We start from the raw sequence: 13,096 nt of genomic DNA on the forward strand, positions 1-13,096 counted from the left end.
ATCAGCGCATGAGCGACACACCCGGCCTCCCCGAGGGCTACGAGTTCTCCGCCGACACCGCCCGCGTCGACGTCGACCGTGTGCACGGCTGGCTGTCGTCCGACGCGTACTGGGCGATCGGCCGCCCCCGCGAGAAGCACGAGCGGGCGATGGCGTCCTCGCTGAACTTCGGGGTGTACGCGACGGCGTCGGGGGAGCAGGTGGCGTACGCGCGCGTGGTCACCGACCACGCGCTGTTCGCCTGGCTCGCCGATGTCTACGTCGACCCGTCCGTGCGCGGCAAGGGCGTCGGCACGGCGTTCGTCGGCCGTATCCGCGACCACCTGGCGCCCTTCGGTCTGCGCCGGCTGCTGCTGGCGACGGAGGACGCGCACGGGGTGTACGAGAAGCTCGGCTTCCGGCCGCTGGACCACCCGGACCAGTGGATGGTGCACTCCTTCCGCTAAGAGTGCGCATACCTCTGGTAACTCCGGGGTCACGGCTCTTGACCTGCACCTCTCGGCGGCTCACCATCACCGCATGCCACTGAGGGTGTCGTTCGTCGCCGCCGCGCGCAGCGCCCCGCTGCTCGCGGAGCGCTTCGAGGACGACCGGCCGCTGGACCAGGCCGGCTGGGACGAGGTGCAGCGCGTCGCCGGGGAGCTGCTGCCGCTGGCGGCGGCCGAGCTGCGCTACTGCTCCCCGACCCCGCGCAGCCGGGCCACCGGCGACGCCCTGGGGTACGCCCCGCTGGTCCAGCTCGCGCTGCGGGACTGCGACATGGGCCGCTGGCGCGGGCTGACGCTGGGCGAGGCGATGGCCCGCGAGCCGCAGGCGGTGGACTCCTGGCTCGCCGACGCGCGGTCCACCCCGCACGGCGGCGAGTCCCTGCTGGCGTTCATCTCCCGGGTCGGCGGCTGGCTGGACACCCGGCCGGTGGAGGACGGCGGCCGGATCGTCGCGGTGGCTGAGCCGTCCGTGATCCGCGCGGCCCTGGTCTACGTCCTGAAGGCGCCTCCCGCGACGTACTGGAACATCGACGTCCGCCCGCTGTCCACGACCACGGTCACGGGTCGCGCCGGCCGCTGGAACCTCCGCTTCGACGGGGTGCCGGCTCAGCCCTCGCGGACGTAGTCGGTGGTCAGGACGAGGTCCTTCGCCGGTCCGCCGACCCGCCACACCGTGCGCCAGTGGTCGGCGTCCCGGACGGTGAACTCGCCCCGGTAGAGGTCGGCCGAGCAGGGGTGGTCGGCGACATACCGCCCCTCGGTCAGGTCCAGCTCGTGGAAGGGCCGCCCGTCCGCGAACCGCACGTCCGCACTGCCCGGCACGGTCCCCGGCAGGAACCGCAGCGTCCGCGTGGCCGGCCGCGCCACGCCCTGCCAGGTGAACGTGCCGGACTCCTCGTGCAGCAGCCCGCCGCCGTCCGGCAGCGCGCTGAAGACGGTCACCCCCGTGAAGTGCCCCTCGGCCCCGCTCGCCAGGTCCCGCACGGTGCGCTCCACCCGCCAGCGTCCGGCCAGGTGGGCCAGGACGTCGGCCACGGGCCAGAACTCGCCCATCATCATCCCTGTCTGCTCGCCCCATTGACGTGCTCATACCCCTTCTCTATCTTGCCGTTCGAAGTGCTGACCAATGTCTGATATTTCGAACACGAGCCGCGGAGTATCCATGTCACGCACCACCCGCTGGAGACTCGGCCTGGGCACGAGCGCAGTCCTGCTCGCCACGGCCGCCCTCCCCGCCCCCGCCCACGCCGAGGACGTCACCGACTACGCGATCACCGTCGACCCCGCCGCCACCGGGCCGAAGATCGGCAAGACGATGTACGGCGTCTTCTTCGAGGACATCAACCGCGCCGCCGACGGCGGCCTGTACGCCGAACTCGTGCAGAACCGGTCCTTCGAGTACTCCGCCGACGACAACAAGGCGTACACCCCGCTGACCGCCTGGACGGTCTCCGGCACCGCACAGGTCCTGAACGACGCGGGCCGCCTCAACGACCGCAACCGCGACTACCTCTGGCTGGGCGCCGGTTCGTCCGTCACCAACGCCGGCTACAACACCGGCATCGCCGTCCAGGACGGCAAGACGTACGACTTCTCGGTGTGGGCCCGCGCCGAGTCCGGCAGCACCCTCACCGTCACCCTCCAGGACGCCGGCGGCGCGCTCGCGACCGCCCGGCCGATCGTCGTGAGGAAGAGCGGCTGGGCCCGGTACAAGGCCACCTTCACCGCCACCCGCACCAGCGCCGCCGGCCGGCTCACCGTGGCCTCCAGTGCCGCCGCGGCACTCGACATGGTGTCCCTCTTCCCGCGCGACCCCTACAAGCACGAGCCCAACGGCCTGCGCAAGGACCTCGCCGAGAAGGTCGCCGCCCTGCACCCCGGCTTCGTCCGCTTCCCCGGCGGCTGCCTGGTCAACACCGGCTCCATGCAGGACTACAGCGAGGCCTCCGGCTGGCAGCGCAAGCGCTCCTACCAGTGGAAGGACACCGTCGGCCCGGTCGAGCAGCGGGCGACGAACGCCAACTTCTGGGGGTACAACCAGTCGTACGGCCTCGGCTACTACGAGTACTTCCGGTTCGCCGAGGACATCGGCGCCATGCCGCTGCCCGTCGTACCGGCCCTGGTGACCGGCTGCGGCCAGAACAAGGCCGTCGCCGACGACGCCCTGCTCAAGCGGCACATCCAGGACACCCTCGACCTCATCGAGTTCGCCAACGGCCCGGCGACCTCGAAGTGGGGCAAGCTGCGCGCCGGCATGGGCCACCCCGAGCCCTTCCACCTCACCCACATCGAGGTCGGCAACGAGGAGAACCTGCCGGACGAGTTCTTCGCCCGCTTCACGCAGTTCCGCGCGGCGATCCAGGCGAAGTACCCGTACATGCGGGTGATCTCCAACGCCGGCCCGGACGACTCCGGTCCGACCTTCGACACCGCCTGGAAGCTCAACCGGGACGCCAAGGTCGACCTGGTCGACGAGCACTACTACAACAGCCCGCAGTGGTTCCTGCAGAACAACGACCGCTACGACTCCTACGACCGCTCCGGCCCGAAGGTCTTCCTCGGCGAGTACGCCTCCCAGGGCAACGCCTTCAAGAACGGCCTCGCCGAGGCGGCCTACATGACCGGCCTGGAGCGCAACGCGGACGTCGTCCAGCTCGCCTCGTACGCCCCCCTGTTCGCCAACGAGGACTACGTCCAGTGGCGCCCGGACCTGGTGTGGTTCAACAACCACGCCTCCTGGGGCTCGGCCAACTACGAGGTCCAGAAGCTGTTCATGACCAACGTGGGCGACCGGGTGGTGCCGAGCACGGCCACCGGCACGCCGAGCCTCAGCGGGCCGATCACCGGCGGGGTCGGCCTGTCCACCTGGAACACCAGCGCCTCCTACGACGACGTGAAGGTCACCGCCGCCGACGGGAGCACCCTGCTCAGCGACGACTTCTCCGGTGACGCCTCGAAGTGGACGCACACCGGCGGCGGCAGCTGGAGCATCCAGGACGGGCAGTACGTCGAGACGTCCGACACCGCCGAGAACACCATGGTCCAGGCCGGTGACGCGGGCTGGCACGACTACGACCTGCACGTGAAGGCCACCAAGAAGTCCGGCAAGGAGGGCTTCCTCGTCGCCTTCGGCGTCAAGGACACCGGGAACTACTACTGGTGGAACATCGGCGGCTGGAACAACACCCAGTCGGCGGTCGAGCAGGCCGTGGACGGCGGCAAGTCCACGCTGATCTCCAAGGCCGGGTCGGTCGAGACCGGCCGCGCCTACGACATCGCCGTCAAGGTACGGGGCCGCCAGGTCACCCTCTACCTGGACGGCAAGGAGTGGGGCAGCTTCACCGACGACAAGCCGGCCGAGCCGTTCCGCCAGGTCGTCACCCGGGACGCGAAGACCGGCGAGCTGATCGTCAAGGTCGTCAACGCCCAGTCCGCCGCGGCCCGCACGGCCATCGACCTCGGCGGTGCGAAGGTCGCGTCCAAGGCCGCCGTGACCACGCTCGCCGCCGCGCCGGACGCGGTGAACACCGAGACGTCCACGGCGGTCGCCCCCGAGACGTCCACGTTCGCCGGAGTGGCGGGGAAGTTCACGTACACCTTCCCGGCGAACTCGATCACGTTCCTCAGGATCAAGCAGAAGTAGGTTCCCGCGCGGGCTGCTGTCCGAGCGGCAGCAGCCCGCGCTCGGCGAAGACCTTCTTCGCCACGAACGTGGCGTTGAGCGCCTTCGGTATGCCGCAGTAGACGGCCGAGTGCAGCAGCGCCTCGGTGATCTGCTCCGGTGCGAGGCCCACGTTCAGGGCCGCGTTCACGTGCACGTCCAGCTGGGCCTCGCAGCCACCGAGCGCGGTGAGCATGCCCAGGGTGACCAGCTGGCGGTCGCGCGGGGCGAGCCCGGGCCGGTCGTAGATCTCCCCGAAGGCCCAGGCGACGATCTGATGGCCCAGCTCGGGGTTGATGTCCGCGAGCGAGTCCACGACCCGCTGCCCGGCCTCGCCGTCGACCCTCTTCAGAACGTCGAGCCCGTGCCCGAAACGCTCGTCACGCGTGGTGCTCTGTTCGTTGCTCATGACCGGAACCGTAGGAGTTGGAGCGCACTCCAACGCAAGCGGAGCCGGGGCCGCCCTGCGCGAGGCGCTGCGGACCCTCTTCGCGGCCCGCACGTCCGGTTCACCTTGAAAACACCTGCCGGAAATCCAAAGTTATCCGGCAGGACATGAAATTCACGCGGTGTTTCCCGTATTCGGAAGAAGTCGCCTCACTTTTGGGTGAGCGCACAACCATCCGGAATCACGCTCCGTCTAAGTCGGCGAATCGATGGGGCATACATTCTGTGAGGACCGCCGCAAATGCACCGCAGTCGACGGGGTGGGAAAGCGATATCCCGACCGAGGCAGGCCGCCGCCCTGCTCGCCGCGGCCGTCACGATCACCGCCTTCTGCGCCGGTGACGTCCTCGCGCGCAGCTACCCCTTCGGCCCCCGCACCCGGAACGTCAACGACCTCGGCAACCAGTACGTGCCCTTCCACGCCCATCTGTGGGACCTGCTGCACGGCAGGGCCGAGGGCGGTCTCCTCGTCAACTGGCAGTCCGGCTACGGCTCCAGCTTCCTGCCCGACCTCGGCACCTACCTGGGCAGCCCGTTCGCCCTGCTGGTCGCCCTCTTCCCCCGGGACCGGATCGACCTCGCGGTGTACGCGATCACCGTCCTGAAGATCGCCTCCGCCGCCGCGGCCATGGCCTGGCTGCTGCTCACCCTCCGCCCCGGCCGCTGGTGGGCCGCCGGCCTGCTCGGCGCCTCCTACGCGCTGTGCGGCTGGACCGTCGCCGACGCCGACTACAACCCGATGTGGCTCGACGGGCTGATCGCGCTGCCGCTGCTGTGCCTGGTCGGCGAACGGGCGCTCACCGGACGCCGGCGGCTGCCCGGCGTCCTGATCGTCGCCCTCGCCTGGGCCGCCAACTTCTACACCGCCTACATGGCCACCCTCGGCGCCGCCCTGGTCCTCCTGCTGCGCCTGCTGCTCGCCCGCCCGCCCCGCCGCGAGGCGCTCGCCACGGCAGGCCGCGCGGCCCTCACCACCGCTCTCGGCGTCGGCCTCGCCGCCCCGCTCGTGACGGTCATCTACGTCGGCACCAGGCACGCCTACCCGGGCCGCGTACGCCAGTTCGCCCCGGTACCGGCGGGGGACGTGGCCGCCCGCCTGCTCCCGGGAACGTACGGCTTCGGCTCCCCGGCCCTCTACGTCGGCATCACCGCCCTGCTCCTGGCCCTCGCGCTGCCCTTCCACCGGGCGGTCCCGGTCCGGATCCGCACCGGCTGGACCGCGCTGGTGCTCGCGGTGGCCCTGTCCCTCCAGTGGGGCCCCACCCACCTGGTCTGGCACGCCTTCGCCACCCCGCAGGGCAGCCCCTACCGGCAGGCGTTCGTGCTCTGCGGCCTGCTGGTCATCGCCGCCTGGCACGCCCTGGCGTACGGCGTCCCCGACCGGCGCGCCCTCGCCGCCGCGACCGCCCTGCTGGCCCTGGTCGTCGCCGTCGCCGGCCCCAGCACGCTGGTCCGCTGGTACACCTGGGCCGTCCTGCCGCTCGCCGTCGCGGGCGCCCTCGCCGGGCTGGCCCTGCTCGCCCGCGCCGGGCAGCGCACCCGGCTCGCCGCGCTGGCCGTCGTACTCCTGCTCGGCGCGCAGGTGGGCGAGACCGCCGCCACCTCCGCCGTGGCCACCCGGCTCCGCCTCGGGCACCTGGACGACTACGAGCCCTGGGGCGCGCGGCAGGACCGGCAGGCGGCGGCGATCGCCGGGGCCGACGACTGGCCCCGGTACCGCACCGAACCCGGCCGCGAGCAGACCGTCGGCAACGACCCGCTGCTGGTCGGCGGCGAAGGCGCCCAGTACTACAGCAGCCTGACCTCCGACGTCCTCAGCCGGACCCTCACCGCCCTCGGCGACGGCTGGACCTCGCGCGGCCGGAACGTCCAGAGCCTGGACAACGCCGTCACGGACGTCGTCTTCTCCGTCGGCGCCCGGGTGCACTCCCCGCCCGACCCGCACCAGAAGTACCTGTCCCCGGTCGCCGGCCCCGTGACCGTCACCCGGCGGGACGTGCCGCCCCTGGTCACGGTCCGGAGCGAGCCCGCGACCAGGCCCTTCGGCCCGTCGCCGTACCGCAACCAGGAGCTGCTGCTCGGCAGCCGCGTCTACACCGTGCCCCGCGTGGCCGTGCGCGACGACGCCGGGCGCCCGCTCCGGTCCCGCCGGGTCGGCACCGGGAACGCCCTGGCCCGGCCGGAAATCACCACCCGCTGCCCGGCCGGCACTCAGGTGTACCTGTGGGCCCCGCACTTCTCCGGCACCGCACGGCTCGCCGGCACCGGGGAATCCGCCCGGTTCCGGTTCGAGTTCCCGCGCAACCGCGCCGCCATGGAGCCGCTCGGCCCGGCTCCGGCCTCCGGACGCGTGGGCATCGAGCTGCGCCCGGACCGCCCGGGGCGCATCCCGGCCGGCGCCGTCGGCTGCCTGGACACCGCCCGGCTGGCCACCGCCGCCGCCCAGCTGAAGGCCGGCGGCGCCACCGAGGTGAGCGTCTCCGACGGCACCGTACGGGCCCGGCTGCCCGCCGGCAGCAAGGGGATCGCGGTGCTCGCGGCGCCCCGGATCGCCGGCTGGCGCTGCGCCACCGGCGACGGCCCCGAGCACCCCGCCGCCGACTACCACGGCCTGATCGCCGTCCCTCTCGACGGCACCTCGACCAGTCTGACCTGCACTTTCCATCCGCCGGGCCTGCGGCTGGGCGGGGCCGTGGGGGCCGCTTCGCTGCTCACCCTCGTCCTGCTCACCGCCCTCACCGCCATCCGCCGCAGGCGTGCCCCGGCGCCGCCCACGACCACATCACCGCGCGAGCACGTGACCACCGCTCTCTGACCGCGCCCAGGGGGGACCCAGCATGCTGATATCGATCGTCGCGCCCTGCTACAACGAGGAGGACGTTCTCGGCCGCTTCCACGAGGAGGTCCAGAAGGTCGCCGAGGAACTGCTGCCCCTCGGCCACGACATGGAGTTCCTGTACGTGGACGACGGCAGCCGCGACGGCACGCTCGCCGTCCTGGAACGGCTGGCGGACCAGGACTCCCGGGTGCGCTACGTCTCCTTCAGCCGCAACTTCGGCAAGGAGGCCGCCCTGCTCGCCGGGCTCCGGCACGCCTCCGGCGACTCGGTGATCGTCATGGACGCCGACCTGCAGCACCCGCCGGAGCTGATCAAGCGCATGGTCGAGCTGCGCGAACAGGGCCACGACCAGGTCATCGCCAAGCGCACCCGCACCGGCGACCGGCTCACCCGGACCCTCACCGCGCGCCTGTACTACCGGCTCGTCAACCGCCTGGTGGACGTCGAACTCGCCGACGGCGTAGGTGACTTCCGGCTCCTCTCGCGCCGGGTGGTGGACGCCCTGCTGGCCCTCACCGAGTACAACCGCTTCTCCAAGGGACTGTTCGCCTGGGTGGGCTTCCCGAGCGTCACCTTCGCGTACCGGAACGCCGCCCGCGAGGCCGGCCGCAGCTCCTGGAACCTGCGCGGCCTGCTCAACTACGGCCTCGACGGCCTGCTCTCCTTCAACAACCGCCCGCTGCGCGCCGCGCTCTGGCTGGGCGTCGGCCTGCTGCTGTGCGCGGGCCTCTACACCGCCTGGATCGTGGGCGCCGCGCTCGTCAACGGCGTCCAGACCCCCGGCTATGTGACCATCATCACCGCCGTGACCGCCCTCTCGGGCGTCCAGATGGTCATGCTGGGAGTCATCGGGGAGTACACCGGCCGCATCTACTACGAGGTGAAGGGGCGCCCGCACTTCCTGGTGAAGGCGACCAACGTGGAACGGACGAAAGACCTCATCCCCTGATGCCGAATCCTGCGATGTCGCGGCAGATTCTCACCTTCGCCGCGGTCGGTGTGATCAACACGGCCACCTACTACTGTCTTTACCTCTTGTTTCTGACCGCTTTTCCTTACCTGGCCGCGCACGTCCTGGCATTTGTGCTCAGCATGATCGGATCCTTTTTCCTGAACGCGCGCTTCACCTACCGGACCCGTCCCACCTGGCGGAAATTCCTGCTGTTCCCGCTGACCAACGTCACCAACTTCGTGATCACCACGGCCGGGGTGTACGTGATCGTCGACGTCCTGCACGCCGGCAGCCGGTTCGCCCCGCTGCTCGCCTCCGCCGCGGCCATCCCGGTCACCTTCGTCGTCTCCCGCTGGGTGATGCTCCCCAAGTCGATTGCATAAACGTGCAGCGATACGTATAGTCATGCCATCCAGAGGAGGATGGACATGGCAGTACGTGCGGCGGTGGCCGGAGCGAGCGGATACGCGGGCGGAGAGGTCCTGCGCCTGCTCCTCGCGCACCCCGAGGTCGAGATCGGTGCCCTGACCGGCAACTCCAACGCCGGGCAGCGGCTCGGCGCGCTCCAGCCGCATCTGCTGCCGCTGGCCGACCGCGTGCTGGCCGAGACCACGGCCGAGGCCCTCGCCGGGCATGACGTGGTCTTCCTCGCGCTGCCGCACGGGCAGTCCGCCGCCGTCGCCGAGCAGCTCGGCCCCGACGTCCTCGTGATCGACATGGGCGCCGACTTCCGCCTCAAGGACCCGGCCGACTGGGAGACCTTCTACGGCTCCCCGCACGCCGGCACCTGGCCCTACGGCCTCCCCGAACTTCCGGGCGCCCGCGCCGCACTGGAGGGGTCCAAGCGCGTCGCGGTGCCCGGTTGCTACCCGACCGCCGTCTCCCTGGCCCTGTTCCCGGCGTACGCGGCCGGTCTCGCCGAGCCCGAGGCGGTGATCGTCGCCGCGTCCGGCACCTCCGGCGCGGGCAAGGCACCCAAGCCGCATCTGCTCGGCAGCGAGGTCATGGGCTCCATGTCGCCGTACGGCGTCGGCGGCGGCCACCGGCACACCCCCGAGATGATCCAGAACCTCAGCGGGGTCGCGGGGGAGCGGGTCTCCGTCTCCTTCACACCGACCCTCGCGCCGATGCCGCGCGGGATCCTCGCCACGTGCAGTGCCAAGGCCGTCGCCGGGGTGACGGCGGACTCCGTCCGCGCCGCGTACGAGAAGGCGTACGCCGACGAGCCCTTCGTCCATCTGCTCCCCGAGGGCCAGTGGCCCGCCACGGCGTCCGTCCACGGTTCCAACGCCGTTCAGGTGCAGGTCGCCTACGACGCCGCCGTGGGCCGCGTCATCGCGATCAGCGCCATCGACAACCTGACCAAGGGCACCGCGGGCGGTGCCGTCCAGAGCATGAACATCGCCCTGGGTCTCGACGAGACCACGGGACTTTCCACGATCGGAGTCGCACCGTGAGCGTCACGGCAGCCAAGGGATTCACGGCGGCGGGCATCGCCGCCGGGATCAAGGAGAACGGCAACCCCGACCTGGCCCTCGTGGTCAACGACGGGCCCCGCCGTGCCGCCGCGGGCGTCTTCACCTCCAACCGTGTGAAGGCCGCGCCGGTGCTGTGGTCCGAGCAGGTCCTCAAGAGCGGCCAGATCTCGGCCGTGGTCCTCAACTCCGGCGGCGCCAACGCCTGCACGGGCCCCAAGGGCTTCCAGGACACCCACGCCACCGCCGAGAAGGTCGCCGAGGTGCTGGGCCGCGGCGCCATCGAGGTCGCCGTCTGCTCCACCGGCCTCATCGGCGTCCTGCTCCCCATGGACAAGCTGCTCCCGGGTGTCGAGACGGCCGCCGCCCAGCTGTCCGAACACGGCGGCGAGAAGGCCGCCATCGCCATCAAGACCACCGACACCGTCCACAAGACGTCCGTCGTCACCAAGGACGGCTGGACCGTCGGCGGCATGGCCAAGGGCGCCGGCATGCTCGCGCCGGGCCTCGCCACCATGCTGGTCGTCCTCACCACCGACGCCGAACTCGGCGACGAGGACCTGGACAAGGCCCTGCGCGCGGCCACCAAGGCCACCTTCGACCGGGTCGACTCCGACGGCTGCATGTCCACCAACGACACCGTCCTGCTGCTCGCCTCCGGGTCCTCCGGCATCACCCCCGAGTACGCGGAGTTCGCCGAGGCCGTACGGCAGGTCTGCGCCGACCTCGGCCGGCAGCTGATCGGCGACGCCGAGGGCGCCAGCAAGGACATCAAGGTCGAGGTGATCAACGCGGCGAGCGAGGAGGACGCCGTCGAGGTGGGCCGCTCCATCGCCCGCAACAACCTCCTCAAGTGCGCGATCCACGGCGAGGACCCCAACTGGGGCCGTGTGCTCTCCGCGATCGGCACCACCAAGGCCGCGTTCGAGCCCGACCAGCTCAACGTCGCCATCAACGGCGTCTGGGTGTGCAAGAACGGCTCCGTCGGCGAGGACCGCGAGCTGGTCGACATGCGCTACCGCGAGGTCCACATCGTCGCCGACCTCGCCGCCGGCACCGAGACCGCGACCATCTGGACCAACGACCTGACCGCCGACTACGTCCACGAGAACAGCGCCTACTCCTCATGACCACGACGCGGAAACACACGGCACTGCCCAAGGCCCAGATCCTCATCGAGGCGCTGCCCTGGCTGGTCAAGCACAACGGCAAGACGGTCGTCATCAAGTTCGGCGGCAACGCCATGATCGACGAGGACCTGAAGGCCGCCTTCGCGCAGGACGTCGTCTTCCTGCACCACGCAGGCCTCAAGCCCGTCGTGGTGCACGGCGGCGGCCCGCAGATCAGCGCCGCCCTCGACAGGCACGGCATCGTCAGCGAGTTCAAGGCCGGCCTGCGCGTCACCACCGAGGACGCCATGGACGTCGTACGGATGGTGCTCGCCGGGCAGGTGCAGCGCGAGCTGGTCGGCCTGCTCAACCAGCACGGCCCGCTGGCCGTCGGCCTCACCGGCGAGGACGCGCACACCATCACCGCCACCAAGCACACCCCCGAGATCGACGGCGAGCCGGTCGACATCGGGCGCGTCGGCGAGATCACCGCCATCGACACGGGCGCGATCGAGGCCCTGCTCGCCGACGGCCGTATCCCGGTCGTCTCCTCGATCGCCCGCTCCCAGGACGACGGACATGTCTACAACGTCAATGCTGATACGGCGGCTGCGGCACTCGCTGCGGCACTGGGCGCCGAAACCCTCATGGTCCTCACCGACGTCGAGGGCCTCTACGAGGACTGGCCGCACTCCGACGAGGTGATCAGCCGCCTCACCGCTTCCCAGCTGGAGAAGCTGCTGCCGGAGCTGAGTTCCGGCATGGTGCCGAAGATGGAGGGCTGCCTGCACGCCGTGCGCAACGGCGTGACCACCGCCCGGGTCATCGACGGCCGGGTCCAGCACTCGATCCTGCTGGAGATCTTCACCGACGAAGGCATCGGCACGATGGTCGTGCCCGACGAGACCGAGGGGGAGTCATGAGCAACCAGGAACTGACCGCGCGGTGGCAGGGCGCGCTCATGAACAACTACGGCACCCCGCGCCTGCCCCTCGTCCGCGGCGAGGGCACCAAGGTGTGGGACACCGACGGCCGGGAGTACCTCGACTTCGTCGGCGGCATCGCCACCAACGCGCTCGGCCACGCCCACCCCGCGATCGTCGAGGCCGTCAGCAAGCAGATCGCCTCCCTCGGCCACATCTCCAACTTCTTCATGGCCGAGCCCACCGTGGCCCTCGCCGAACGGCTCCTGACGCTGTTCGGCCGGGAGGGCCGGGTCTTCTTCTGCAACTCCGGCGCCGAGGCCAACGAGGCCGCCTTCAAGATCGGCCGGCTCACCGGGCGCACCCGCATGGTCGCCACCGACGGCGGCTTCCACGGCCGCACGATGGGAGCCCTCGCGCTCACCGGCCAGCCCGCCAAGCAGGACCCCTTCCTGCCGCTGCCCGGCGACGTCACCCACGTCCCCTACGGCGACGCGCAGGCGCTGGCCGCCGCGGTCACCGAGGACACCGCCCTCGTGATCATCGAGCCGATCCAGGGCGAGAACGGCGTGGTCGTGCCCCCCGCCGGCTACCTCAAGGCGGCCCGCGCGATCACCGCCGCCACCGGCGCGCTGCTGGTCCTGGACGAGGTGCAGACCGGCATCGGCCGGACCGGCACCTGGTTCGAGTACCAGGCCCACGAAGGCGTGCTGCCCGATGTCGTCACCCTCGCCAAGCAGCTGGGCGGCGGGCTGCCGCTCGGCGCGACCGTGGCCTTCGGCCGGGCCGCCGAACTGCTCCGGCCCGGCCACCACGGGACCACCTTCGGCGGCAACCCGGTCGCCTGCGCCGCCGGGCTCGCCGTCCTCGACACCATCGCCGACGCCGGCCTGCTCGACAACGTCAAGCGGCAGAGCGAGCGGTTGCGGGACGGAATCGAGGGCCTGAACCACCCGTTGATCGACCATGTCCGGGGCGCGGGCCTGCTCCTGGGTATCGTGCTCACCGGGCCGCGCGCGCCGCAGGTGCAGCAGGCGGCCCAGGAGGCCGGGTTCCTGGTGAACGCGCCCGCCCCGGACGTCGTACGGCTCATGCCGCCGCTGAATCTCCACGACGACGAGGTGGGCGCGCTGCTCCGGGCGCTCCCCGGCATCCTCGACGCAGCGAACCCTGACGACGGGGACGGACGAGCCGGAGAATGA

General features: G+C 71.2%; 12 protein-coding genes. 10 read left to right on the forward strand and 2 right to left on the reverse strand.

Annotated elements, in window-relative coordinates:
* The first annotated feature begins 8 nt into the window (after window positions 1-8).
* Window positions 9-446: a GNAT family N-acetyltransferase gene (locus ABZ937_RS17385; protein WP_361692575.1), complete on the forward strand. Its 438-nt coding sequence runs from the start codon at window positions 9-11 to the stop codon at window positions 444-446.
* Window positions 447-519: 73 nt separating this feature from the next.
* Window positions 520-1,113 (forward strand): histidine phosphatase family protein, encoded by a 594-nt coding sequence (locus ABZ937_RS17390; protein ID WP_361692578.1) that lies wholly within the window; start codon window positions 520-522, stop codon window positions 1,111-1,113.
* Here the strand turns inward: ABZ937_RS17390 and ABZ937_RS17395 are convergent.
* A complete protein-coding gene (locus ABZ937_RS17395; RefSeq protein WP_361692879.1) occupies window positions 1,095-1,541 on the reverse strand; it encodes a DUF6314 family protein in 447 nt (148 codons plus the stop codon). The genes ABZ937_RS17390 and ABZ937_RS17395 overlap by 19 nt on opposite strands.
* 109 nt (window positions 1,542-1,650) lie before the next feature.
* Here ABZ937_RS17395 and ABZ937_RS17400 point away from each other — a divergent pair, with 109 nt between their 5' ends.
* Window positions 1,651-4,131, forward strand: coding sequence for an alpha-L-arabinofuranosidase C-terminal domain-containing protein (locus ABZ937_RS17400; RefSeq protein WP_361692581.1), 2,481 nt, complete (start codon window positions 1,651-1,653; stop codon window positions 4,129-4,131).
* Here the strand turns inward: ABZ937_RS17400 and ABZ937_RS17405 are convergent.
* A complete protein-coding gene (locus ABZ937_RS17405; RefSeq protein WP_361692584.1) occupies window positions 4,118-4,558 on the reverse strand; it encodes a carboxymuconolactone decarboxylase family protein in 441 nt (146 codons plus the stop codon). The genes ABZ937_RS17400 and ABZ937_RS17405 overlap by 14 nt on opposite strands.
* 279 nt (window positions 4,559-4,837) lie before the next feature.
* Here ABZ937_RS17405 and ABZ937_RS17410 point away from each other — a divergent pair, with 279 nt between their 5' ends.
* From ABZ937_RS17410 to ABZ937_RS17440, 7 genes are read left to right on the forward strand one after another with little or no spacing between them, the layout of a single operon-like run.
* The gene (locus ABZ937_RS17410) at window positions 4,838-7,411 is read left to right on the forward strand and encodes a YfhO family protein (protein ID WP_361692587.1); all 2,574 of its coding nucleotides are present in this window, start codon (window positions 4,838-4,840) and stop codon (window positions 7,409-7,411) included.
* Between the two features lie 22 nt (window positions 7,412-7,433).
* A complete protein-coding gene (locus ABZ937_RS17415) occupies window positions 7,434-8,384 on the forward strand; it encodes a glycosyltransferase family 2 protein (protein WP_361692590.1) in 951 nt (316 codons plus the stop codon).
* Window positions 8,384-8,770: a GtrA family protein gene (locus tag ABZ937_RS17420; protein WP_361692593.1), complete on the forward strand. Its 387-nt coding sequence runs from the start codon at window positions 8,384-8,386 to the stop codon at window positions 8,768-8,770. The genes ABZ937_RS17415 and ABZ937_RS17420 overlap by 1 nt, the downstream gene beginning before the upstream one ends.
* A 45-nt stretch (window positions 8,771-8,815) precedes the next feature.
* Window positions 8,816-9,844 carry an N-acetyl-gamma-glutamyl-phosphate reductase gene (gene argC, locus ABZ937_RS17425; protein ID WP_361692596.1) on the forward strand — a complete coding sequence of 343 codons (1,029 nt, stop codon included), beginning with the start codon at window positions 8,816-8,818 and terminating at the stop codon, window positions 9,842-9,844.
* Window positions 9,841-10,992, forward strand: coding sequence for a bifunctional glutamate N-acetyltransferase/amino-acid acetyltransferase ArgJ (argJ, locus tag ABZ937_RS17430; RefSeq protein WP_361692599.1), 1,152 nt, complete (start codon window positions 9,841-9,843; stop codon window positions 10,990-10,992). Before argC ends, argJ begins: the two co-directional genes overlap by 4 nt.
* Window positions 10,989-11,894, forward strand: a complete 906-nt coding sequence (argB, locus tag ABZ937_RS17435) for an acetylglutamate kinase (protein WP_361692602.1) — start codon at window positions 10,989-10,991, stop codon at window positions 11,892-11,894. Before argJ ends, argB begins: the two co-directional genes overlap by 4 nt.
* Complete coding sequence (locus tag ABZ937_RS17440; protein WP_361692605.1) at window positions 11,891-13,096, forward strand: acetylornithine transaminase; 1,206 nt, start codon at window positions 11,891-11,893, stop codon at window positions 13,094-13,096. Before argB ends, ABZ937_RS17440 begins: the two co-directional genes overlap by 4 nt.

The organism is Streptomyces sp. NPDC046727, assembly GCF_040645635.1.
GTDB lineage: Bacteria > Actinomycetota > Actinomycetes > Streptomycetales > Streptomycetaceae > Streptomyces.

Bases quoted from the DNA above. Each gene is read 5' to 3' on its own strand.
- ABZ937_RS17385 (WP_361692575.1), top strand. From the start codon at position 9: ATGAGCGACACACCCGGCCTCCCCGAGGGCTACGAGTTCTCCGCCGAC.
- ABZ937_RS17390 (WP_361692578.1), top strand. From the start codon at position 520: ATGCCACTGAGGGTGTCGTTCGTCGCCGCCGCGCGCAGCGCCCCGCTG.
- ABZ937_RS17395 (WP_361692879.1), bottom strand. From the start codon at position 1,541: ATGGGCGAGTTCTGGCCCGTGGCCGACGTCCTGGCCCACCTGGCCGGA.
- ABZ937_RS17400 (WP_361692581.1), top strand. From the start codon at position 1,651: ATGTCACGCACCACCCGCTGGAGACTCGGCCTGGGCACGAGCGCAGTC.
- ABZ937_RS17405 (WP_361692584.1), bottom strand. From the start codon at position 4,558: ATGAGCAACGAACAGAGCACCACGCGTGACGAGCGTTTCGGGCACGGG.
- ABZ937_RS17410 (WP_361692587.1), top strand. From the start codon at position 4,838: ATGCACCGCAGTCGACGGGGTGGGAAAGCGATATCCCGACCGAGGCAG.
- ABZ937_RS17415 (WP_361692590.1), top strand. From the start codon at position 7,434: ATGCTGATATCGATCGTCGCGCCCTGCTACAACGAGGAGGACGTTCTC.
- ABZ937_RS17420 (WP_361692593.1), top strand. From the start codon at position 8,384: ATGCCGAATCCTGCGATGTCGCGGCAGATTCTCACCTTCGCCGCGGTC.
- argC (WP_361692596.1), top strand. From the start codon at position 8,816: ATGGCAGTACGTGCGGCGGTGGCCGGAGCGAGCGGATACGCGGGCGGA.
- argB (WP_361692602.1), top strand. From the start codon at position 10,989: ATGACCACGACGCGGAAACACACGGCACTGCCCAAGGCCCAGATCCTC.
- ABZ937_RS17440 (WP_361692605.1), top strand. From the start codon at position 11,891: ATGAGCAACCAGGAACTGACCGCGCGGTGGCAGGGCGCGCTCATGAAC.